This window comes from Bacillus sp. ChL18, from assembly GCF_026241425.1.
Classification (GTDB): domain Bacteria; phylum Bacillota; class Bacilli; order Bacillales; family Bacillaceae; genus Bacillus; species Bacillus velezensis.
Genome location: NZ_JAPHWE010000001.1, coordinates 2,107,411 through 2,130,938 on the forward strand (window position 1 = coordinate 2,107,411; position 23,528 = coordinate 2,130,938).

Annotated in this window: 22 protein-coding genes; 10 read left to right on the plus strand and 12 right to left on the minus strand. The window is 46.6% G+C overall.

Going from position 1 to position 23,528, the window contains the following annotated elements:
* Positions 1-4: 4 nt before the first annotated feature.
* The gene (locus tag OQ477_RS10455) at positions 5-1,339 is read left to right on the plus strand and encodes a hemolysin family protein (RefSeq protein WP_003155308.1); all 1,335 of its coding nucleotides are present in this window, start codon (positions 5-7) and stop codon (positions 1,337-1,339) included.
* Positions 1,340-1,383: 44 nt separating this feature from the next.
* On the opposite strand, the gene OQ477_RS10460 is transcribed toward OQ477_RS10455, so the two are convergent.
* Positions 1,384-1,983: a lysophospholipid acyltransferase family protein gene (locus tag OQ477_RS10460; protein ID WP_007409265.1), complete on the minus strand. Its 600-nt coding sequence runs from the start codon at positions 1,981-1,983 to the stop codon at positions 1,384-1,386.
* 240 nt (positions 1,984-2,223) lie between these two features.
* On the opposite strand from OQ477_RS10460, the gene sigM reads away from it, so the two are divergent.
* The 3 genes from sigM to OQ477_RS10475 are packed head-to-tail and all read left to right on the plus strand — an operon-like array spanning position 2,224 to position 4,059.
* Positions 2,224-2,715, plus strand: a complete 492-nt coding sequence (gene sigM / locus OQ477_RS10465; RefSeq protein WP_003155312.1) for an RNA polymerase sigma factor SigM — start codon at positions 2,224-2,226, stop codon at positions 2,713-2,715.
* Positions 2,705-3,781, plus strand: coding sequence for an anti-sigma factor (locus tag OQ477_RS10470; protein ID WP_088005355.1), 1,077 nt, complete (start codon positions 2,705-2,707; stop codon positions 3,779-3,781). The genes sigM and OQ477_RS10470 overlap by 11 nt, the downstream gene beginning before the upstream one ends.
* Complete coding sequence (locus tag OQ477_RS10475) at positions 3,769-4,059, plus strand: anti-sigma-M factor (protein WP_003155315.1); 291 nt, start codon at positions 3,769-3,771, stop codon at positions 4,057-4,059. The genes OQ477_RS10470 and OQ477_RS10475 overlap by 13 nt, the downstream gene beginning before the upstream one ends.
* 36 nt (positions 4,060-4,095) lie before the next feature.
* On the opposite strand, the gene OQ477_RS10480 is transcribed toward OQ477_RS10475, so the two are convergent.
* The 4 genes from OQ477_RS10480 to OQ477_RS10495 all read right to left on the minus strand — a co-directional run bounded on the left by OQ477_RS10480 (position 4,096) and on the right by OQ477_RS10495 (position 9,355).
* Complete coding sequence (locus OQ477_RS10480) at positions 4,096-5,451, minus strand: sodium-dependent transporter (protein ID WP_007610324.1); 1,356 nt, start codon at positions 5,449-5,451, stop codon at positions 4,096-4,098.
* Between the two features lie 114 nt (positions 5,452-5,565).
* Positions 5,566-6,969: an amino acid permease gene (locus OQ477_RS10485; RefSeq protein WP_088462355.1), complete on the minus strand. Its 1,404-nt coding sequence runs from the start codon at positions 6,967-6,969 to the stop codon at positions 5,566-5,568.
* Positions 6,970-7,302: 333 nt separating this feature from the next.
* Positions 7,303-8,172 (minus strand): SDR family oxidoreductase, encoded by an 870-nt coding sequence (locus tag OQ477_RS10490; protein WP_265972336.1) that lies wholly within the window; start codon positions 8,170-8,172, stop codon positions 7,303-7,305.
* Positions 8,173-8,251: 79 nt separating this feature from the next.
* Positions 8,252-9,355 carry a citrate synthase/methylcitrate synthase gene (locus OQ477_RS10495; RefSeq protein WP_045207585.1) on the minus strand — a complete coding sequence of 368 codons (1,104 nt, stop codon included), beginning with the start codon at positions 9,353-9,355 and terminating at the stop codon, positions 8,252-8,254.
* Between the two features lie 109 nt (positions 9,356-9,464).
* Here OQ477_RS10495 and OQ477_RS10500 point away from each other — a divergent pair, with 109 nt between their 5' ends.
* A complete protein-coding gene (locus tag OQ477_RS10500) occupies positions 9,465-10,334 on the plus strand; it encodes a LysR family transcriptional regulator (protein WP_265972337.1) in 870 nt (289 codons plus the stop codon).
* 68 nt (positions 10,335-10,402) lie between these two features.
* Here the strand turns inward: OQ477_RS10500 and OQ477_RS10505 are convergent, their stop codons facing one another.
* Complete coding sequence (locus OQ477_RS10505; RefSeq protein ID WP_088462357.1) at positions 10,403-11,227, minus strand: C40 family peptidase; 825 nt, start codon at positions 11,225-11,227, stop codon at positions 10,403-10,405.
* Positions 11,228-11,685: 458 nt separating this feature from the next.
* Between OQ477_RS10505 and OQ477_RS10510 the strand changes: the two genes are divergently transcribed.
* Complete coding sequence (locus tag OQ477_RS10510) at positions 11,686-13,065, plus strand: alkaline phosphatase (RefSeq protein ID WP_265972338.1); 1,380 nt, start codon at positions 11,686-11,688, stop codon at positions 13,063-13,065.
* Between the two features lie 37 nt (positions 13,066-13,102).
* Here the strand turns inward: OQ477_RS10510 and OQ477_RS10515 are convergent, their stop codons facing one another.
* Complete coding sequence (locus OQ477_RS10515; protein WP_007409274.1) at positions 13,103-14,509, minus strand: SpoVR family protein; 1,407 nt, start codon at positions 14,507-14,509, stop codon at positions 13,103-13,105.
* A 169-nt stretch (positions 14,510-14,678) separates the two neighbouring features.
* On the opposite strand from OQ477_RS10515, the gene OQ477_RS10520 reads away from it, so the two are divergent.
* The 3 genes from OQ477_RS10520 (at position 14,679) to OQ477_RS10530 (ending at position 18,392) form a co-directional block, all read left to right on the plus strand.
* Complete coding sequence (locus tag OQ477_RS10520; RefSeq protein ID WP_410577211.1) at positions 14,679-16,193, plus strand: mechanosensitive ion channel; 1,515 nt, start codon at positions 14,679-14,681, stop codon at positions 16,191-16,193.
* 131 nt (positions 16,194-16,324) lie between these two features.
* Positions 16,325-16,759 (plus strand): nitric oxide-sensing transcriptional repressor NsrR, encoded by a 435-nt coding sequence (nsrR, locus tag OQ477_RS10525; protein ID WP_032874275.1) that lies wholly within the window; start codon positions 16,325-16,327, stop codon positions 16,757-16,759.
* A 178-nt stretch (positions 16,760-16,937) separates the two neighbouring features.
* Positions 16,938-18,392 carry a LysM peptidoglycan-binding domain-containing protein gene (locus OQ477_RS10530; RefSeq protein WP_265972339.1) on the plus strand — a complete coding sequence of 485 codons (1,455 nt, stop codon included), beginning with the start codon at positions 16,938-16,940 and terminating at the stop codon, positions 18,390-18,392.
* A gap of 44 nt (positions 18,393-18,436) precedes the next feature.
* Here the strand turns inward: OQ477_RS10530 and OQ477_RS10535 are convergent, their stop codons facing one another.
* Positions 18,437-18,760, minus strand: a complete 324-nt coding sequence (locus OQ477_RS10535; protein WP_265972340.1) for a DUF3889 domain-containing protein — start codon at positions 18,758-18,760, stop codon at positions 18,437-18,439.
* Positions 18,761-18,951: 191 nt separating this feature from the next.
* On the opposite strand from OQ477_RS10535, the gene OQ477_RS10540 reads away from it, so the two are divergent.
* On the plus strand, positions 18,952-19,194 hold the full coding sequence (locus OQ477_RS10540) for a YhdB family protein (protein ID WP_021494909.1): 243 nt from the start codon (positions 18,952-18,954) through the stop codon (positions 19,192-19,194).
* A 14-nt stretch (positions 19,195-19,208) separates the two neighbouring features.
* Here OQ477_RS10540 and OQ477_RS10545 read toward each other — a convergent pair whose 3' ends face one another.
* The 4 genes from OQ477_RS10545 to OQ477_RS10560 form a co-directional block, all read right to left on the minus strand.
* Complete coding sequence (locus OQ477_RS10545; RefSeq protein WP_265972342.1) at positions 19,209-19,733, minus strand: NADPH-dependent FMN reductase; 525 nt, start codon at positions 19,731-19,733, stop codon at positions 19,209-19,211.
* On the minus strand, positions 19,730-20,377 hold the full coding sequence (locus OQ477_RS10550; RefSeq protein WP_007610297.1) for a response regulator: 648 nt from the start codon (positions 20,375-20,377) through the stop codon (positions 19,730-19,732). Before OQ477_RS10550 ends, OQ477_RS10545 begins: the two co-directional genes overlap by 4 nt.
* Positions 20,377-21,513, minus strand: coding sequence for a GAF domain-containing sensor histidine kinase (locus OQ477_RS10555; RefSeq protein WP_265972345.1), 1,137 nt, complete (start codon positions 21,511-21,513; stop codon positions 20,377-20,379). The genes OQ477_RS10550 and OQ477_RS10555 overlap by 1 nt, the downstream gene beginning before the upstream one ends.
* 145 nt (positions 21,514-21,658) lie before the next feature.
* Complete coding sequence (locus tag OQ477_RS10560) at positions 21,659-23,401, minus strand: phospho-sugar mutase (protein WP_130571226.1); 1,743 nt, start codon at positions 23,399-23,401, stop codon at positions 21,659-21,661.
* Between the last annotated feature and the right edge of the window lie 127 nt (positions 23,402-23,528).

Below are 23,528 nucleotides of genomic sequence, written 5' to 3' on the forward strand. Positions count from 1 at the left end.
CTAATTGGACATTGTGAATTTGATTTTAGTCGCGGTTTTAATCGCGCTGACGGCATTTTTCGTAGCATCTGAGTTTGCGATAATCAGAATCAGAGGCTCACGGGTTGACCAGCTTATAGCAGAAGGAAATAAAGCCGCAATCGGTGTCAAAAAAGTGACCACGCATTTAGATGAGTATTTATCGGCGTGCCAGCTCGGCATAACATTGACTTCCATCGGTCTTGGTGTCTTAGGCGAATCAACGATTGAACGCTTGCTTCATCCGCTTTTCACAAAGATAAACGTACCAAGCTCATTATCACATATTATTTCATTTATTCTCGCCTATGCGATCATTACATTCTTACACGTGGTCGTGGGAGAGTTGGCGCCGAAAACAGTCGCCATCCAGAAAGCGGAAGCCGTTTCAATGCTGTTTTCGAAACCGCTCATTTGGTTTTACCGCATCATGTTCCCGTTTATCTGGCTTCTGAACAACTCCGCCCGTCTTTTAACGAAGACGTTCGGTCTGGAGACGGTGTCTGAAAATGAGCTTGCCCACTCTGAAGAAGAGCTGCGCATCATTTTATCGGAAAGCTATAAAAGCGGTGAAATCAACCAGTCTGAATTTAAATATGTGAACAAAATCTTTGAATTTGACGACAGACTTGCAAAAGAAATCATGATTCCGCGTACGGAAATCGTCAGTCTGCCGCATGATATCAAAATTTCTGAAATGATGGACATCATTCAGATTGAAAAATATACCCGGTACCCTGTCGAAGAGGGTGACAAAGATAATATTATCGGCGTTATTAACATTAAAGAAGTGCTGACCGCCTGCATCAGCGGCGAAGTATCAGTCGACTCGCCGATTACCGATTTTGTCAATCCGATCATCCATGTGATTGAGTCGGCACCGATTCACGATCTGCTTGTAAAAATGCAGAAAGAACGGGTTCATATGGCGATTCTGTCGGATGAATACGGCGGAACCGCGGGGCTTGTCACCGTTGAAGACATTATTGAAGAAATCGTCGGGGAAATCCGTGATGAATTTGATATCGATGAAATCAACGAAATCCGCAAACTCGGCGACGGCCATTACATGCTTGACGGCAAGGTCCTGATTGATCAAGTGAACGAACTCCTCGGCATCCATTTGGAAAATGACGAGGTCGACACCATCGGCGGCTGGTTCCTTACCCAGAAATACGACGTCGAACAATACGACTCGATTATCGAAGAAGGCTGTGAATTTATCATTAATGAAATTGACGGCCACCATGTCGCATATATCGAAGTGAAAAAACTGGCGTTTGATGAACTGCTGGAAACCGCCGAACAAAAAGAAGCATAACAAAAAAGCTTGCGCGTCTGATACAGACGGCAAGCTTTTTTCGTTTACAATTGTTCAAGTTTTTTCTCAAGCTCTTTAATTCTGGCATTCAGCTCTTCTGTCATGGCCGCAAGCCTCTCCTTCGGCGCAAGATCGGAAAAGTCCTCCAAAAAAATCGGCTCGCCGATGATAAGCCGCATTTTTCCCTTTTTAAACAGCGCTTTTCCCGTAGACGGCCCTTTATATGCGGCCGGAACGAGCGGCGCTTTTCCCATTTGGGCGATGGTCACGGCCCCTCTTTTCAGCGGGACGTCTTCTGATGTTCTCGTACCGCTCGGAAAAATCCCGACAATCTTTCCTTCCTTCAGAAGCTTAATCGGCGTTTTAATGCTGCTCGGGCCCGGATTTTCACGGTCAACCGGGAACGCGTGAATCTTCTTCAAAAAACGTCCGATCCACTTTTTCTGAAACAGCTCTTTTTTCGCCATATAATGAATCTGATGGGGCAATATCCCGACACCGAGCGTGAGGACGTCCACCCAGCCCGCATGCGTGCACGCGATAACGAATCCTTTATCAGACGGAAGATTCTCTTTATTGTACACTTTCACTCCTCCGCGCAGGGATAGAATGCATTTGATGGCATTTGCACAAAACTTATACATAACGCACTTCCTTTGTTGTAATGATCAAAAGTGTTCTCTCTCTCTATTATAACAATATTTTTTATTACCTGGTACTAATAATTATATTTTTCCTCCGCCGATCTCTATCTTTTATGACGGATTTTGGGTACTATAGAGAAATGGTGTTTGATGAGGTGAAAATGAATTTAAGCCGTTTGCATGGAACGTGCAACTTTAAACCTTTCTTATGCGTGTATAACATAGAGGGGAGAAAAGGCAGTGACGATCGATGAAATTTACCAAATGTATATGAATGATGTTTACCGGTTCCTGCTCTCCATGACAAAAGACAAGCATCTCGCTGAAGATTTGCTGCAGGAAACCTTTATGAGGGCATACATACACATTCACTCCTACGACCACAGCAAAGTAAAGCCATGGCTTTTTCAAGTGGCGAGAAATGCGTTTATAGATTATGTCAGAAAACATAAAAAGGAAGTGACCATTTCCGATGACTTAATTGGGAGCCTTTTTCAGACGGCTGTTCAAAGCCCGGCTCATCAGATTGAAATCAAGGAAGTGCTGACAGGGTATATGTCCGAACTTCCCGACAATTATCGGGAGGCCTTAACACTGTATTATTTAAAAGAACTGAATTACAAAGAAGCATCCCATATTATGAATATTTCAGAGGCTAATTTTAAAAGTGTTTTATTTCGTGCCAGACAGCGGCTGAAAGCACTTTATAATAGAGGTGTTAATGATGAATGAAGAATTTAAAAAGCGTTTTTACCAATACAAAAATGGAGAAATGAGCGACCGGGAAATGGCCGCCTTTGAAGAAGAGCTGGAAAAGCTGGAAGTCTATCAGGAGTTGATTGAAAGCGAAATGCAGGACGACCGGGAATGGGACGTCGGCATCAGCCCGGAAAAACAGAAGGCCATTTTATCATACGGAAAACGCAAATCGTATTTGCGGATTTCAGTTCTCGCCGTCATTTCCACTTTGATGATTTTGCCGCTTTGCACTTTAGGAAGCTACCTCTATTACGGTCTGGGAGGAAAAGAAAGCACCGGCAATCAATTAATGGAGACCGCGGCAGTGACGGTGGCGACCACAATGCCGAACGTCCTCGTCGATACCTCCGGACTGAAAAGCCAGGTGAAGCTGTTTGGAATGAATACGGAATTTCCGCTGCAAAAGCAGATCGGCACAAAAACGAAATCCGTCGGCGGAGAACGGATTGAAATGTTTTTAGATACGGTCAAATCGCCTGCCGTTAACTACTATGATCTAGACGCGGCACAGGCAAAGCATTATTTCGCCCATCCTTCCGGCTTAAAGGAACGCACGATCGACAAAGCCGGACAGACATTAAAAAAATTGCCTGAAGGAAGCGTGGCGGAGGTCTATCTTTCTTATGACCGGGCCTACCCTTCTTCTCAAGTATATTCGACTTTTAAAAAATACGATGTGAAGTTTCTATGGAACGCGGTCGAAACGGAGAAAAATCTGAAAGACAGTCCTTATGCCGAGCCGTTAGGATTTCCCGGGAAAGATTCCAAGATGGTGTCCTCTTTCGAAACGCAAGGACAGACAGACCGTGAACAATTTATCAATGCCCTTGAATTTATGTCCCGCCATAAAAAATGGGCGCATGCAATATCGAAACGCAAAGACATGAATCTTGGCAGCCGAATCGACTATGTTGAACATCACGGAATGAACGTATACGGCTCTGTCGTGACGGGGCCGACAAAAGAAATCGAACGTCTGCTGAAAAACAAAACAGTAAAAGCAGCAAACATCGGTGAGGTGGAATTATGGAATTGGTAAGAATTTTTAAAGAGCATAATGTTTTCGGCTGGATATCAGTCGGTACCGCGATTTTGTCGCTGCTGCTTTTGAACGTGGCAATCATCAGCAATGTGACTTTCTATTCTTATCAGATGCTGCCGTTTGCGATGGCCGCCGTGCCGTTCGGCATCATTGAGCTGTTTATAAAAAAAGGACGGACGGGCCCGGGACTGCTCGGTGTCATCCTCAACCTTTTCGTCATTGTCTGTGTATATACGATCGTTGCGGTTGATACGAATCTGCAATTCGGTTTTTAAACATAAAAACAGGCCCTTTTACGGGGGCCTGTTTTTTTAAAATGAAAGAACGCCGATTAAATGCAGCAATACGACGATGATAGCCAGCGGCACGAGATATTTCAGAAGGAAATACCACAGCTGAAAGAAACGATAGCCGATGGCGGAACCGCTTTTCATCTCGGCAAACAGCTCCTGCTTCGGTATTTTCAGCGGGACGAAGATTGATATTAATAAAGCGCCGAGCGGAATCAGCACATTGCTGACGGTGAAATCCGCAAGATCAAAAAACGTTTTTCCGAACAAATGAACATCACCGAGAACACCGTATGATAAACAGGACGGAATTCCGACTAAGAAAATGAGCAGACCGCTTGTCCACGACAGCTTCTTTCTTTTCGTTTCATCACCTTTCCCGACAGTCGCCACGATAATTTCCACCATCGAAAAGGCCGAAGTCAGCGCGGCGAAGAAAAAGACCGCCAGAAAGCTGATAAAAAACAGCGAGCCGAACGGCAGCCGGTCAAACACAGCCGGCAGCACGGTAAACAGCAGTGTAGGCCCTTCATCCGGTTTAAAGCCGAACGAAAAAACCGCCGGGAAAATGGCCAGTCCCGCAAACAGCGTAACGAGCACATTCATCATAACAATGGAACCCGCCGAACCCGGAAGATTTTGGGTTTTCGGCAGATACGAACTGTATGTCACCATGACCGAAACACCGAGCGTTAATGTAAAAAACGCCTGTCCTAAAGCATATAGGATGGATTCCGGCGTCAAATCTTCAAAGTGCGGAACCAATAAAAATTTAATCCCCTCAACGGCATGATCGAGCGTGACTGATCGCAGCACAAGCAATAGAAACAGCACGAATAAAATCGGCATCAGCACCGCACTGACACGTTCAATCCCTTTCTGCACGCCTTTTGCGACGACCGCCACCGTCATGATCATAAATACAAGCTGCGCAATGAGAGTCTGGATCGGATTTTCAATGACCGTCCCGAACACCGTGCCGTACTGCTCCTGAGTGAGCCCGGATAAAGAACCGGTAACGGCTTTTAACACATAAAGCAAAATCCACCCGCCGACAACACTGTAAAAAGACAAAACTAAAAAACAGGCCGCCACACCCACATAACCCGTGAGGTGCCATACCGACTTCGGCGCGGCTTGTTTGTAGGCATCAATCGCATTTGTCTGGCTCCGTCTTCCGAAAATAAATTCACCGAGCAAAAGCGGATAGCCTAAAAGCACGGTAAAGAGGACGAATACAAGAAAAAAAGCGCCTCCTCCGTTCGTACCCGCTACGTAAGGGAACTTCCAAATGGCTCCCAGGCCGATCGCCGAACCGGCAGCGGCCATAATAAATCCTATTTTTGAGGCCCATTGAACCCTTTTTTGGTCAGACACGACTTTCCACTTCCCTTCCGCCCTATATTATCCCTTATTCGCTGCGATAACTTAAGCCCATTTCAATATGTTTCATTATTCCGAAAAATAAAAAGGAGCGGCGGGTGCCGCTCCTTACAAATCCCCGTTTAATTTCGAATGCTTTCTTGAATATAAGAAATAAATCACCAGACCGATGATCAGCCAGATAAAGAAACGGAATATGGTGGTGGCGCCAAGGTTAATAATCAAAAACACGCAGAACAGAATGGACAATACCGGAATAAAGGGAACCCCCGGACATTTAAAAGCCCTTGGCAGATCAGGCTGTTTCTTTCTCAATACGATAACCGCCACGGAAATCAGGACAAACGCGGCAAGCGTGCCGATGTTCACCAGCTTCGCCAGTTCATCAAGCGGGACGAGCGAGCCGAGTAATGCCGACAGGATGCCGAACACCCATGTCACCACGTGCGGCGTTTTATGCTTCGGATGGACTTTTGAAAGCGCCCCCGGCACCAAACCGTCACGGGACATGGCAAACATCACCCTCGTCTGGCCGTACAGCATGACGAGCATCACCGTTGTCATTCCCAACACTGCGCCGATATCAATAATCCCGGCCACCCAATTCTGTCCGGCCATCTGCAGGACGAGAGACACGGGATGGTCAACGCCTTCAAAGCGGGCAAACGGAACGACGCCCGTCATAATCGCCGATACGGTCACATACAGCACGGTGCAGATGATTAATGAAAAGATAATTCCTTTCGGCAGATCCTTCGCTGGATTTTTCGTTTCTTCAGCGGCGGAAGAGACGGCGTCAAAACCGATAAAAGAGAAGAAAACGAGCGCCGCGGCACTGAAAACACCGCCGAAACCCATCGGTATAAACGGCTGCCAGTTGTGAGGTTTGACATATACGGCCGCAACGGCGATAAACAATAGAACAACCAGAACCTTCAAAATGACCATAATATTATTGACCCGCTTCGATTCCCTAATGCCTAAGTAGAGGAGGAATGTAATCGCAAGCACGATAACAAATGCGGGGAGATTAAAGAATGTGACCGTGCCTTTAATGGATCCCGGCGCGGCCGTTAATGCGGTCGGAAGATGAATGCCGAAGCCCGCCAAGAATGATTGAAAATAGCCGGACCAGCCGACCGAAACCGCGCTGACGGCGAGCATATATTCCAAGATTAAATCCCATCCGATGATAAACGCGAGAAGTTCACCCAGTGTCGCATAAGTAAACGTGTAGACGGAACCTGAAACCGGGACGCTTGAAGCAAATTCAGCATATGACAGAGCCGCAAATAAACACGCAAGAGCGGCGATGACAAATGAAACGGTCAGCCCCGGCCCCGCCGTGACAGCGCCTGTTCCGGTTAATACAAAAATTCCCGTTCCAATGATGGCCCCTATCCCCAGAAGGGTCAAATCAAAGGCCCCTAACTCTCTTTTCAGCGACTTTTCCCCGCTCGTTGCGGCAAGCAGGTCCTGAATGCTTTTCTTTCTGAATACGCTCCCCTTCATCTGCTTCACTCCTTGTAAATCAATATATGTTAGAATATTCAGATAACAATAGCGATAATGACTAAATTCTTATTTTTCGCATGAAATGTTTCAGCACATCATCCCTTTCTCCTACATCATATTATAGCGAAAAATATAAAAATGAAAATAACTTTTTTGAAAATTCTATATATTATTTTTAGTTTTCATAAAACAGAATTCAGCGGATTCTCTGCTGCGAAATATTAACATTAGTGATTCAGCTGGAGACTTCCATTTTTTTAAAATCGTATTCATATGTACGTTCAAATAAAAATCCCGCACTTTTTAAAAGCGCGGGATAAGACTTGCGTATTATGTTGAAATAAATCTGCCGCCATTTACGTGAATGGTCTGCCCCGTCATATAGGAAGATTCGTCTGAAGCCAGAAGCACGTAAGCTCCGGCGTGTTCCGCAGGCTGTCCCGGTCTTCCCATCGGAGTGTCCAGACCGTGCTTTTCCACCTTTTCTTCAGTAAACGTTGCCGGAATCAGAGCGGTCCAGATCGGGCCAGGGGCCACCGCATTTACTCTGATCCCCTGATCGGCCAATGACATCGCCATTGAACGCGTAAAGGAAACGATGCCGCCTTTCGTGCACGAATAGTCGATCAATGAAGTGTCTCCCTGATAAGCGGTAATCGACGTTGTATTAATGATGGCGCTCCCTCTTTTGAGATGAGGCAGCACGGCTTTTGTCATATGAAACATAGAAAACATGTTTGTACGGAATGTCTTTTCCAGCTGTTCAGCTGTAATATCAAGAATCCCGTTTTGCGGATGCTGCTCAGCCGCATTATTAACGAGAATATCTATTTTTCCGTAGTGATCTAAGACTTGCCGGACCGCCTTCTGACAATGCGCCTCATCACCGACGTCTCCCGGAATTAACAGGCATTCGGCCTGGTATTCTTCCGCACGCTTTTTCGTTCTCTCGGCATCGGCATGTTCGTCCAGGTACAGGATGGCAAGATCCGCCCCTTCCTTCGCGTAAGCGATCGCAGCCGCTGCGCCGATGCCGCTGTCTCCGCCCGTGATGACGGCGACTTTTCCTTTTAATCTGCCCGACCCTTTTACATCCGGTTCCTCCAAGAGCGGTTTCGGCTCCATGTCTGACTCAATACCGGGCTGGCGCTTTTGCACCTGCGGCTTTTGTCCTTCCGTCTGTCTGTCCATCGGATTCATATTCTCACACTCCTGCAATTGGTATTACTGAGACGATACCACGCAGTGCGGGGAGTTAAACGGACAAATATGCCGGTGATTAAAGCTGCTGAGCCGTTTCGGGAAACGCGCCGGTATATTTCGCAGACGGCCTGTAAATCATGTTGTCAGCGGACTGTTCAAGCACGTGTGCGCACCAGCCTGCCATTCTGCTTGCTGAAAAGGTCGGCGTAAACAAATCATTGTCGACATCAATGGCCTGCATCACAGCCGCTGCGTAAAACTCCACATTCGTATACAGCTTCCGTCCGGGCTTATATTGCTCTAACAAACGGATGGCTTCCTTCTCCACATAAAGCGCCAAGTCAAGCGACGGATCATTTCCCGCCACTTCTTCAGCCTTTATGCGCAGCGCTTCCGCCCGCGGGTCTTTTGTTTTGTACACCCTATGTCCGAAGCCCATCAGGCGTTCTCCCTTCATAAGCTTCGCTGCCAAATATGCTTCTGCATTTTCTTTTTCCCCGATGTCTTCAAGCATTTTCGTGACGCCTGAAGGTGCGCCTCCGTGCAGCGGCCCTTTCATCGTACCCAGTGCGGCAGTGACGGCAGACACTAAGTCTGATTCCGTCGAAACGGTGACTCTCGCTGAAAAAGTCGATGCATTCATCCCGTGCTCCATCGCCAGAATCATATACGTCTCAAGCGCTTTCTTTTGGGCTGCGGACGGCTGCCTGCCTGTCAGCATATACAAATAGTTTTCAACGTGTCCGTATCGCGCCTCAGGTGACAACGCTTCCTGCCCTTGTTTACGGCGGTATCTGTACGCAATAATCGTCGGTGTGACGGCAATCAGTTTAATCGCTTCTTCCGGCTTGGGCGGATATGTAAATGAATCTGTGCCCAAACCTGAAACAGCCGTTCTCAGCACCGCCATGTCGTCCATTTCATCCGGAAGCGTTTCCAGTAAGTCGATCAAATGTTTCGGAAGCCCGCGCTCGGCTGCAAGTTCTTCCTGAAACGCAAGCAATTGCCGCTCATCAGGAAGCGTCCCGTTCAAAATGAGATACGCCGCTTCTTCAAAACTGAATTGCAGCGCGATATCCTTCGCGTCATAGCCGCGATATATTAAATGCCCCTTTTCTCCGTCAATATGGCTGATAGCCGTTTCTGCACAAGTAATCCCTTTCAATCCACGATAAATCAATTTCATTCCCCCTTATCCTCTTTCTGTTATTATAGTAAATATAATATTTAAAAAATAATGAATATTTTTAAGGGAATTAATTAAAACTTTTAATCAGAGGAGTGCATCTATGGATTTTAAATGGCTTCACACCTTCGTCACCGCGGCAAAATATGAGAATTTCAGAAAAACGGCGGAAACGCTTTTTTTATCTCAGCCGACCGTCACCGTTCATATAAAATTATTAGAGAAAGAAATCAGCTGCAAGCTGTTTCAGCGGAGCGGCCGGAAAATACAATTGACAGAAGAAGGAAAAGCATACGTGCCGTTTGCCATGAGGCTTTTGGAAGACTATGAAAACAGCATGGCGGAGCTGCACAGGGTGCGCCAGGGCTACTCGCACACGCTGACACTCGCTGTTTCGCCGCTTATCGCCGACACCGTTCTCCCGTCTGTCATGAAGCGTTATACAGAGGACAATAAAGAAACCGAAATGACGGTCACCATTTTCGAATCGGAAGAAATCGCCTCTCAAATCAGAAACGGCTCAGCCGATATCGGACTGAGCTGCTTAAAGGTGCAATCATCTTCCCTCACTTGCCGCCCCCTGTACAATGACCCCGTTGTCCTCGTCGCGCCGCCCGGCCAAAAACCCGGGACAGGGAAGGCGGATGAAGTGAAAGATCTGTTCGGACAATATCTGCTTTTGACCCATAACCATCCTGACTATTGGGATGATTTGCTCCGCCAGGTCAGAATACAGTTCCCTTTCGTCAGGACAATGAAGGTGACACAGACGCATATTACGAAACGATTTATTAAAGAGGGGCTGGGCGTCTCATTTCTGCCGCTGTCAGCGGTACGGTCCGAACTCGCCGCAGGCAGCATGATTGAAATTCCGTGCGAATTCGCCCAGATGCCGGGCGCGTACGCCATCGCCCTCTATGAAAATGAAAAAAAGAAAACCTTTTTAGATTTTTTATCACATTTTCATTTTTAGGTGAAACAAATGGAGCTCTGTCCCGTCTAAATAAAAAACCCGTTCTGATGAACGGGTTTCTATCGCTGCTAGAATCTTTTCGCGCCAAGGTAGCGAGGTTTCCAGTAGCTGTTATTCAGATCACTTGTTGTGACGCCGTCAGAACCGGCATGGATGAACTTGTTGTTTCCGATGTACACACCCATGTGTGAAGGGCCGGCCTGATATGTTGTAAAGAAGACGAAGTCTCCTCTTGACGGGCTGGACACGCTCTTCATTGAGCTCCAGTATCCCGCAGTGCTCGTTCTGCCGACACTCGTCTGTTTGTTTAACAGGTACCAGATAAATCCGCTGCAGTCAAAGCCGGAAGTTGTTGTTCCGCCCCATACATACGGCGTGCCGATTAAAGATTGCGCATCAGAAATCAGCTTGTTTACATTCAGGCTCGTCTGTGCAGCATTATGGCTGGATGAAGGCTGCTTTGATGACGAAGATCCTGAAGACGTTGAACCGGAAGTTGATCCCTTTACTTTAAGAACTTGTCCGATGCGGATCAGGTCCGTTTTTAAACCGTTTAAACTTTTTAATTGGTTTACCGTCATTTTATATTTATTCGCAATTTTCCAAAGGCTGTCGCCTTTTACGACTTTATATGTAGACGATGATGACTTGCTGCTTGAGCTTGAACCTGAGGATGATTTACCGTTGATCGAAAGCGACTGACCGATGTAAATGATATCCGATTTTAATTTATTCTCAGATTTAATGGAATTAATTGACGTTCCATACCGATTTGAAAGTCCCCATAATGTATCGCCTTTTTTTACCTTAATCGTTTGCGCAGATGCTGCGCCCGCAAACAAAGTCGTCCCCAAAACCACTGCCGTTGTTGCTGTAACAAGTTGCTTTTTCATATTTTCCTCCCTGAATGATTCTATCTATTTTATGTGTCTCTTTTTTAAAGTATTTATCTGTTTCCTATTATAAGGTTCAATTTCCACTAGAAATAGACTTGACTTCCCGTGACAAATTTCTTACTAATTCGTTTTAGAAAAAAGTTTTTAAGGGTATTAAATATTTCAATTTGATTTCAAACGTGACGAAAAACGAGTCAATTTGTCATGTTTTTTTCCTGTGATCCTCGTATTTTGGAAAAACAAAGCAGTTTACTTTCCAAATAACTCCTTGTTAAAAAAATCCTCATCTTTTTCAAAAAAGTGAATGGTTTTCACTCTTTCTTGAAAACATAAGTTACACCGGAATTTACATTTCTAACAATATTTCACCTGAAATTTACAGGAGAAACAGGCGCTCTTTACAAACACCCCCTACCATTAGACATGCAGACACGATTAAAGGAGGACGAGTGAGAATGAGTCTATTTAAACAGGTTCGATCAAAACTTCTGCCGGCGGCAGCCGTATCTGTACTGACAGCCGGTCTGATTGCGGGCGCGGGGCTTCAGCACTCCGAACAGGCTGCGGCAAAAAAACAGCCTGACAAAAACGAAATCAGAAACGTCATCTTCATGGTCGGCGACGGAATGGGCGCTCCCTATATGAACGCCTACCGTTCGGTCATTAACAAAGGAAAGCCTTCGGATGGTATGAAACTGACGGCATTCGATCCCAATCTCACCGGTATGATGATGACTTATCCTGACGATCCTGATTCCAATATTACCGATTCCGCGGCGGCTGGCACGGCAATGGCCACAGGCGTGAAAACGTATAACGCGGCGATCGGAGTCGATAAAAAAGGAAAGCGGGTAAAATCCGTCCTCGAAGAAGCGAAACAAAGAGGGAAATCCACCGGACTTGTCGCAACTTCGGAGATTGCGCACGCCACCCCTGCGGCATTCGGAGCCCATAACAAATCCCGAAAGAACATGGATGACATCGCAAGCAGCTACTTTGATGACCGCATCAACGGAAAACAGAAAGTCGATGTGCTCCTTGGAGGCGGCAAGTCAAACTTTATCCGTAAAGACCGCAATGTAACAAAGGATTTCAAAAAAGCGGGATACAGCTACGTGACATCAAAACAGGAGCTCAAAAAGGATCGTAACAAGAAGATTCTCGGCCTGTTTGCCGATGGCGGACTCGACAAAGCAATCGACCGCTCAAACGCGGTCCCTTCATTAGAAGAGATGACAACGGCAGCGATCGACAGGCTGAACAAGAATAAAAAAGGGTTTTTCTTAATGGTCGAAGGCAGCCAAATTGACTGGGCGGGACATGACAATGATATAGTCGGCGCAATGAGTGAAATGAAGGATTTTGAAAAAGCGTATAAAGCAGCGATCGCATTTGCCAAAAAGGACAAACATACGCTTGTCGTTGCCACGGCTGACCATACCACCGGGGGATTGACGATCGGCGCGAATGACGATAAAAACTGGCATGTTGAACCGATTCTTGCCGCCAAAAAAACCCCGGCATTTATGGCTGACCAAATCAAAGCGGGCAAATCCGTATCTTCCGTGCTTGCGCGTTATACAGACCTGAAATGGTCAAAAGCGGAAATCAAACAGATCGAAACGGCCTCAAAACAGGATGCTGACAAGAGCGTCTACAAAGCGATCATTAAGCTCTTTAATGCGAAAACCAACAGCGGCTGGACAACCGGCGATCATACGGGCGAAGAAGTTCCCGTTTACGCATACGGTCCGGGAAGAGAGTCATTTACGGGGCTTTTAAACAACACGGACCAGGCCAAAAAGATCTTTCACATCCTGAAACACGGAAAATAAAAAATGATGCGGGGGTTTCCCCGCATCATTTCTTCTTTTACAGATATCTCCGGTGCACTCCTTTGCCGTCATAAGAAAACATCACTTCTCTGTCTTCAAGAACAGATTCGATGTGCACGCTCCTGCCCCACAGCTGGTACAGATACGGCAGCACTTTCTCCAAATATTTCAGATCAAGCTCAATTCCCTCATACCAATGTTTAATATAGAGCTCATTATTCTTCAGGTAATCCCCGTCATTGACGGTCAGATAAGGAAATCCCCCGTTGACCCGCATGTTCACGAGCTGGTCGCGCACGGCCTTCCATTCTTTGTCGATCACTTTATAGTCCCTGCCCTGCTTTTGGAATAAATACAAATCCTCACGCATCACGAGATCTTTCGTCAAATAATTGCGGATAAATGATATATCCGATTCAATTTCCCTGACCTCAAACATTTTCTCGCGTCCGGAACCGGGCTTTACTCCTGTTTTTTTCATTTCATCTGTCGGGTTGTCATAACGCTCTTCGATGTCTTCAAAAATTTTCAGCCCTAAATAATACGGGTTGATTCCCGTTTTTGACGGCTGAACGACGCCTGCGTTCAGCTTCGCAAATTCGATGGCTTCATCTGAAGTCAGGTCAAGCTCGCGGATAATCCGCTGATGCCAATAGGATGCCCAGCCTTCGTTCATGATTTTCGTTTCCAGCTGCGGCCAGAAATACAGCATTTCTTCTCTCATCATGGTTAAAATGTCACGCTGCCACGGTTCAAGCTCCCGCGAATGTTCTTCGATAAACAGCAGAATATCTTTTTCCGGCCGGGGCGGAAACGGTTTTTTCCCTTTTTTCTTTTTCACCTGCTTCGGCTTATCCATTCCCCATAAATCATCGTAAGGCGATGGCGCGGTTTCTTCTTCATCCTCCTCTTCGTCATCGACGCTCCACAGCAGCTTCGGCCTGACGAGCGACGGATCGATATGCTCCTGAACCGCCAGAATGGCATCTAAAAAGGACTCCACCTCTTTTATCCCGTGAATTCTTTCATAATGCTTAATCCGCTCCGCCGCAGCCGCCATACTCTCAACCATGTCCCGGTTCGTATTTTGAAAGCGGCAGTTATGTTTGAAAAAATCACAATGGGCAAGAACATGGGCTACAATTAATTTATTTTGGATCAGCGAATTGCTGTCCAGCAAAAAAGCGTAGCAAGGGTTGGAATTAATGACAAGTTCATAAATTTTGCTCAAACCGAGATCATAATGGAGTTTCATCTTGTGAAATTGTTTGCCGAAACTCCAGTGGCTGAATCTCGTCGGCATGCCGTACGCGCCGAATGTATAAATAATTTCAGCCGGGCAAATTTCATATCTCATCGGGTAGAAATCAAGGCCGAAACCCTTCGCAATGTCGGTTATTTCCTCAATTGCCCGCTGTAAACCTTTTGTCTCCTCCGCGTTCAACCGAATCCCCCCTACTTGGACTTATTTATAATGTATGACCCCTCCTCTCAAAAGATGAAATAACAGACCGGTTTCCGGCTGAAAACTTTCGGCACATCCGCCCCGTTTGCTTTATATGTAAGTGGGTAAAACACACACCATACCCCAAAAAGAAAAGGAGCGATTCTACTTGAATACAGCAGACATGCTTACGACGTATCTCAGCAAACTCCCGAATCTGATCATTGCACTGCTCGTCCTGCTTATCGGCTGGGGCATTGCCAAAATCATTGAAAAAGCCGTATACAAAGGCCTGCAAAAAACAAAAATCGACGACAGGCTGTTCGCCGAAAAAAAGCCGGCGCGCTATTCCTCAGAAAAAGTCATCAGTAAAGTCATTTATTTTATCGCATTAATCATCGTTTTTATTCTATTCTTTAACATTCTGCATCTGACAACCGTGGCTTCGCCTTTTGTCAGCATGCTGTCAGCGATAACGGCGGCTGTGCCGAGCATTTTAAAAGCCGGCTTGATTCTGCTGTTGGGCTGGGCGGCCGCTTCGCTTTTCAGCTATCTCGTCAAAAAAGCGGGCATGAAACTCGCTGAAAACGGCCGGTTCAGAAAATGGACAATGGTTTCTGAAGAAGCGGAGATGAGCAGATCCGTTACGGCCGCTTCACGAATCGTTTTTTACTTCGTCTTGCTCTTGTTCCTGCCCGGCGTCTTGGCCGCTCTCCAAATCAGCGGAGTATCAGGGCCGTTTACAAATATGATCCAAAGCGTTTTGTCCTTTATACCGAAATTATTCGCCGCGGCGCTGATTGTTTTAATCGGCTGGCTTGTTGCCCGTCTCGTCCGTGATATCGTCACAAACTTTCTGGCGAGTATCGGCACGGAAAGGCTCGCCGCACGTATGGGGCTTTCTATATACCTGAAGGATACAAGCCTGTCGGCAATCATCGGAACGATTGTCTACGTGCTGATTTTCATTCCGGTGATCATTTCTGCGCTTGACCGGCTTGATGTGGCGGGTATTTCTGAACCGGCGTCAGCCATGCTGCACACGGTCTTCACAATGCTCCCTAATATCATCATCGGTATCGTGCTGATCATCGCCGGCATCTGGATCGGAAAATGGGTCAACAGCATTGTGTCCGGGCTCTTGCACCGGGCCGGTTTCGACTCTCTTCTCGGTAAAATGGGCTTTGAACAGGCGGGTACCCCGAAGCTGACGCTTTCTCAGACGGTCGGCATGATTGTTCAGATCATCATCGTCCTGCTCTTTACGGCAGAGGCGCTGCAGCTTGTCCATCTCGAATTTCTCGTCGTTATCGCAACCGGTATTATCGCTTACCTGCCTAATGTTCTGGCCGCTGTATTTATTCTCGGAATCGGGCTTTTGGCCGGACAGCTCGTCAGCAGGCTGCTTGCCGGCATGCTGAGCGGAAAGGAATTCAGATTCCTGGCGCCGCTTGCGAAATATACCATTATCACTCTCTCAATCTTTATGGCGCTGGATCAGCTCGGTGTCGCCGACACGATCGTAAATGCCGCGTTTATTCTGATTCTGGGCGGTTTCGCGCTTGCCTTCGGACTTTCATTCGGTCTTGGCGGAAAAGAATTTGCCTCCCGTTATCTCGCAAAATTGGATCGCAAAATTGAAAAACATCAATCGGCTGACGATCGTAAGCCGCCGATGTCTTAACAAAAAAACGTGTGCTCAGAAGGAGCGCACGTTTTTTTTTGAGTTAAAGGGGCAAATTCCTTTTTTTTCATTTTAGATTCATATATGATAGACTGTAACAGAAGCAAAATCTCTTTTTCCGAGGTCATTCTATGAAATTAACGAACTATACCGATTATTCTTTACGCGTTTTGATTTTTTTGGCTTCCAAACATTCCGACGAACTTTCCAACATAAAAGAAATCGCAGATACTTATTCCATCTCTAAAAACCACCTCATGAAAGTCATTTACCGCCTCGGCCAGCTCGGGTATGTCGAAACGATCCGGGGCCGGGGAGGCGGAATCCGATTAGGAATGACACCGGAAGACATAAACATTGGAGAAGTCGTTCGAAATACAGAAGACGACTTTAACATCGTAGAATGCTTTGACTCCAAAAAAAATCTCTGTATCATATCTCCCGCCTGCAACTTAAAGAACCTTCTGAATGAAGCCCTGCAAGCTTACCTGGCCGTTTTAGACAAATATACGTTAAGAGATCTGGTCAAAAACAAAGAGGAGATTATGAGACTGCTCAGAAGCTGAAGGAATGTCCGCATTCCTTCTTTTTTTATGCCGGCATAAGAAAAAAGGACTATTTCTATTAATATGATAAACGATTGCAGACAAGTGCCGATATAAAGATTATCATTACTGATATCCTCACCTTGCGGCTGCAACGAATGGGGATAGTAAAATCATCGCAGGAAAAGGGAGATTCATTATGAAAAAAAAGGTAGCGGTCGGTTTGACTGCATCTGCGATCGTCGGGTCTGCGTTAGCTGTAACACCGGCAGAAGCACAAACGATTAAGGTTAAAAGCGGAGATTCATTATGGAAGCTTGCCCAAAACTACAATACAAGCGTGGATGCCATTACATCAGCGAATCATCTAAAATCCACCGTTATTTCTATCGGGCAGACGCTCAACATTCCTAACGGCAAATCAGATTCCGGCAGCAAAAAGCCGTCTTCAAAGAACAGCGGCACGACTAAAAGCGTTTATACAGTGAAAAGCGGAGACTCGCTGTGGCTGATCGCATCTGATTTTAAAATGTCCGTACAGGAACTGAAAAAATTGAACGGTCTGACAAGCGACTTAATCCGCGCCGGACAGAAGCTGCAAGTGACGGGGAAAGTTTCCTCAAGCACCGATCAGAAAAAAACCACACCGGGCAGCAGCTCAAACAGCAGCAAAAAGCAGTCATCATCTTCCGGGACGTATAAAGTCAAACTCGGCGATTCACTATGGAAGATCGCAAACAGCGTCAATATGACCATTGCGGAACTCAAAGTATTAAACAACTTAAAAACGGATACGATCTACGTAAACCAAGTCCTGAAAACAAAAGGAACGTCTTCTTCGGGAAACACACCGTCAAAAGACAATTCAAACCAAAATAAAAACCAGACGCAAACGTCCTCTTATACAGTAAAAAGCGGAGACTCACTCTGGAAAATCGCAAACGCATACAACATGACGGTTCAGCAAATCAGAAGCATCAACAAACTGACGTCAGACATGCTTCGGGTCGGACAAGTGCTTAAGCTGACAAAAACGTCATCTTCCGGCTCTTCGACTTCACCGTCAACTCCGAACCAGTCCGGAGATACAGGGAAAACCACTACATATACCGTGAAAAGCGGGGATTCTTTATGGGTGATCGCCCAAAAGTTCAATGTGACCGCCCAGCAGATCCGCGAGAAAAACAATCTGAAAACAGATGTTCTTCAAATCGGACAAAAGCTGACGATTACCGGGCAGCAGACAAACACGACACCGAATCAGTCCGGCAACACAGGCGGCACAGGTTCAACAAGCGCGAAGATTAATGTAATGATCGATGCCGCAAAAGCTCAACTGGGCGTACCGTATGTATGGGGCGGGACAACGCCGAGAGGCTTTGACTGCAGCGGTTTCATTTATTACGTTCTCAATAAGGTCACTTCTGTATCCAGACTTTCAGCCGCAGGCTACTGGAATACGATGACATCAGTCAGCCAGCCGGCGGTCGGTGACTTTGTCTTTTTCTCAACTTATAAAGCCGGACCTTCCCACGTCGGTATTTATCTCGGGAACGGCCAGTTTATTAATGCCAACGATTCAGGTGTCGTTATTTCCAGCATGAACAATTCCTATTGGAAACAGCGCTACCTCGGCGCAAAACGTTTCTTCTGATATCTGACAAGCTGTACGGCCTCAATTAGGCTGTGCAGCTTTTTTTACAGTCTGAAAATATTAATGCTGATCACATGCTTTGTCACGGGATGGAAATACACTTCAGCACGGGATGAAAACGTTTCTTTTGCTGTTTGCACCGTTACGCGAAACACATCTTTCGTCTGTTCCCGGTTCACTTTTGTACGGCCCATGTACGAATAATCGGTAAGCTCGGCCCCCTTGTATTCACGTTCAAGCTGGTTCCATGCGAGCTGCTCCCATTTTTCAACTGATAGATCAAGGTGTTCTGTATGCCCTTTTTCAGCGATCGAGGCAATGAGAATGCCGCAAAACAATAGGGCAAGCGCAAATGGAAGGGATTTCATCTTTATGTTCTCCTGAGTCGTTTTTTGTCAATCTTAGCGTGTCCAAAGAAGAGACGGATATGCGGTTTTATTTTATGTCTCCCTCATATTGCTATGCCGCAGTGATAAGGACACCAACTTTTCCCCCGTTGCATCGGGGCTTCAGCGGCATAAACTAACGGAGAACTTCTCATTGAAAGGAGAAGCGTTAGATGGATCATGCCGATTATGACAAAGCCTTGTATTACACACACCGGTCTCAATGGGACAATTTGTTAATATTGATGGTTCGTACAAAAGATGATTTATTATCAAAGCGTATTGAGCACTTTCTGCACGCGTATCATTTCGAATATGATCATGCGGTGCTTGAAAAAGAGCTGTATTCTCTTCTCGGGTATATTGATCATGCGGCAGAGCTCGCTTATGAAGATCAATTAGCCATGCTGACATAAAAACAATCCCGGCGTCAGACGCCGGGATTTCTTGTATTTGTGAACATATTCAGCTCTTCGATCATCTCTTTCAGGCTGACCGCCATATCCTCAGATACGATCCGGCGCTCCATGTCAATGTGAATCGGGTCTAAGACCAGCTGTTTCGGGATGACATTTGCATAAACGCCCCGCATGACCGTCCGCATATTCGCCAGCGCGTTCATGCCTCCTTTTCCTCCGCCCGCCGCGGCAATGATTGCCACCGGTTTGTATGCCCAGTGATCGCTGCTTAAAAAATCGATGGCGTTTTTTAAAGTGCCGCTCATGCCGCTGTGATACTCGGGAGATAATAAGACGACGGCCGCCGACTTTTTCACCTGCCGCCTTAACTCTTGCACTGAAAGCAGCTCGTTCTGTTCTTCTTCACCGTTATAAAGCGGCAGATCACTTTCGCTCAAATCAATAAAATCGGTATGAAACCGATCTCTGATATGAGAAGCGGCAATTCTAGTCCGCCCGTTTTTTCTCGGTGTTCCGCTGATCACTAATATGCTCATGATTTTACCGCCTTTCCAAAAACATTATATTTTACCGCATACAATGCCGCCTGCGTCCGATCGGAAAGATTCAGCTTTGACAGCAGGTTGGACACGTGGGTCTTCACTGTTTTTTCTGAAATAAACAGTGCCGCCGCAATTTCCTTATTGCTTTTTCCTTTGGCTATTTCTTGAAGAACATCTTTTTCACGAGGGGTCAGGTGATAATATTTTTCCTTATCCTGATCATCCTGAACCATATGGGTCAGCACATGAGGCACAATATCCGCCGACAGCCGGTAACGTCCGGAATATACTTCCCGGAGCGTTTTCACTAAATCATCGGGCTGGGCGTCTTTCAGCTGATACGCTTTTGCGCCGGCTTTAAGGGCGGGAATGACATGCTCCTGATCAGAATAGCTCGTCAAAACGACGATACTGATGTCCGGAAATCGTTCAGCCGCAATTTTTGCCGCTTCTATGCCGTCCATATCAGGCATTGATAAATCCATCAGAATGATGTCCGGCTCCGTCTTTTCAGCTTGCTGAAGCGCTTCAGCACCGGTGGACGCCTCACCGACAACTTCAATGTCTTCCTGAGTGGCGAAGAAATAGCGCAGTCCTTTGCGGACAACGTGATGATCATCAGCAATCACAATTTTCATCAATCAGACCTCCTGTCCCGAAACGGAAGCCGAACGGAGACAATCGTTCCGGCTCCAAGCTCGGATTGCAATGTAAAGCGGCCTCCGATCGCTTCAGCCCGCGCTTTCATGCCGGCCACGCCGAGCGATGGGAGCACAGCATGCGCATCAGCGCTAAAGCCCGCTCCACGGTCGCTAATGTGAAGCTCGGCGCAATCCGGCTTTTTAACGGCGGAAATGATAACCCGGTCCGTTCCCGCATGCTTTTTACAGTTATTCAAGGCTTCCTGGGCGATCCGCCAAAGCGCGTGTTCCTGTTCATCCGTAAGCTCCAGCTCATCCTCCATTTCACAAACGGCTTCCAGGCCGATAAGAGCGGCATAGCTTTTGATCGACGCATACAGCCCTTTCGTCAAACTTTCCGGCTTCAGCTGCCAAATAAGCGCCCTCATTTCTGTTAGCGCATCCTGAGACAGCTCTTGAATAAACGTAATCATCTGCCGGAGCCGATCATCATTTGTAAAACTCTTTGCGGCTTTTGCCGTTAAGCTGACAGAAAACAGCATCTGATTGACGGAATCATGCAGCTCTTGCGCAAGTCTGCTTCGTTCCATCAACAGGGCGTTCTGCTGCTCAAATTCGGCCAATTTCATCCGCTGAATCGCCGTTCCGATTTGAAATGCAACCGCTTCAAGAAGATGCAGTTCTTCTTCGTTGAAAAATGTCTTTTCGTTTGCGGCGACGTTTAATAAACCGAACTTCCGGCCGCCGTCCTCAAGCGGTACGGTCGCATGATGGGTAATGCCCTCCGTATCACGGCAGTTCGTCGTCTGTTCCGCAAATTCAATCCGTTTACAATTCATTATGTTTACGGCCTTTGTCAATCCGCCATTGCTGAACTTGGTCAGACAATAGCATTCCCCGCTGCACATGAGTGATTTTTCCCGCTGACCGAGAGCCGGCGGTAAATAAGCGGATGCGGCGAGCGTATAAGATCCGTCCGGCTCAATCAGAAAAATCCACCCTGTCTGCAGCCCGGTCAGGCTGAGCAGTTCGCGGAGCACTTTATCAAGCGCTTCCTTTAAATCGTGGCTTTGGTTTAAGGTTTCCGCAATCGCTTTTAACGTTTTTAACGTTTCTACCGTCGTTTTCGTCAATTTCCCTCACTCCGGCCAATCAGAATTATCCATATTATATCAATTCTTTTCTGTATATTCCTTTGTTTTCAGCATGAATTTTCCTCATACTTTCGGATGAGACGCATAAAAAAACCGCCGGATGTCGCTTCCGGCGGTTTGTTGTTTATTTCGTTTTTTCCACTATGCCATCCACTGTTTTCATGACGGCTTCAGATAATGCGGCAAGACGCTGTTCGCTGTCTTGTAAAGAAGTTCCCTTCACAGCGAAATAGAACTTCACTTTCGGCTCTGTTCCTGATGGACGAAGACAGAACCAAGAGCCGTCTTCAAGGAAATATTTCAGGACATTTGACTTCGGCAGATCAATATCCTCTTCATGATGATCGGCAAATACAGTCCGTTTTCCCGTTGAATAGTCTTCAGCCTGCGTGATTTGTTTTCCGGCCATCTGCTTCGGCGGATCGTTTCGGAAGGAAGTCAGGATAGCGGAAATCTGCTCGGCTCCCTGTTTTCCTTTTAACGTCAATGACTTCAAGCCTTCACGGTAATATCCGTATTCTTTAAAAATGGACAGCAGTGCGTCATAAAGCGACATGCCCTGCTTTTTATAAAAGGCGCATACCTCGACGGCTAACAGCGCAGCCTGGATCGCGTCTTTGTCACGCGCGAAATCGCCGATTAAGTAGCCGTAGCTTTCTTCATACCCGAACTGGAACGTGTATTGGCCTGATTTTTCATATTCTTTGATCTTTTCACCGATAAATTTGAAGCCTGTCAGCGTGTCAACCGTATCTAATCCGAACGATGAAGCGACGGCGCGGCCCAATTCGCTCGTGACAATCGTTTTCATGACGACACCGTTTTCAGGAAGGGTGCCCTGTTTTTTCTTCTCGGAAAGCAGGTAATGCAATAAAAGCGCGCCTGTCTGGTTTCCCGTCAGCACTGTGTACTTGCCTTCGCTGTTTTTCACGGCAATGCCGAGACGGTCGGCATCCGGGTCCGTAGCGACAAGAATATCAGCGTTTTGTTCTTCTCCGAGCTTAATGGCATATTCGAATGCCGCGTGCTCTTCCGGATTCGGCGATTTGACGGTTGAAAAATCCGGGTCCGGCAGCTCTTGCTCCTTTACGACGGTGACGTTTTTGTAACCGAGTGCTTCAAGACCGCGGCGCACCGGTTTATTCGCCGTGCCGTGCAGCGGAGTGAACACGACGCTGACATCCACTTCATCCGAAAGCTCGGGATGTACGGAGATGGAAGTCAGTTCTTCAGTATATGGTTTATCAATTTCTTCACCGATTATTTTAATCAAACCTTTTTCTTTCAGTGACTGTTCATCTTCAACTTGAATCGTTAATTCATTTTCTATGGCATTCACTTCCGCAATGACGATGTCCGCTTCTTTCGGCGGCAGCTGTGCGCCGTCATCGCCATACACTTTATATCCGTTATATTCAGGCGGGTTATGGCTGGCCGTCACGACGATACCGGCATAAGCGTTCAGCTTTCTCACCGCAAAAGACAGCTCAGGCGTCGGGCGGAGCTCATCAAATACGTATGTTTGAATGCCTTGGGAAGCAAGAGTTTTTGCAGCTTCCATCGCAAACTCAGGAGATTTATGACGGGAGTCGTATGCGATCGCAACCCCTCTTTTTTTCGCGTCTTCCCCCTGTTTCGCGATATACGCCGCAAGTCCGGCGGATGCTTTGCGGACCGTGTAAATATTCATCCTGTTCGTACCCGGCCCGATTTCTCCTCTCATGCCTCCTGTTCCGAACTCAAGATTTTTGTAGAAAAAATCTTCCAGCAGCTGCTCGTTTCCTTCTGCGTCCGCCAATAATTTTTTCAATTCTGAATCTAATTGTTCGGCCTGATTCCAGCGTTCGTAACTCTTACTCCAACTCATGTTCGTCCTCCTATAATTTCAGCTTATGACCATATTTTAATATGAAGCGGCTGCCCGTGTCACTTGATAACTTAACCAAATGCTTTATGTAAGAAGATAAAAGAAGGGCTCATGCCTTTTCGGCACA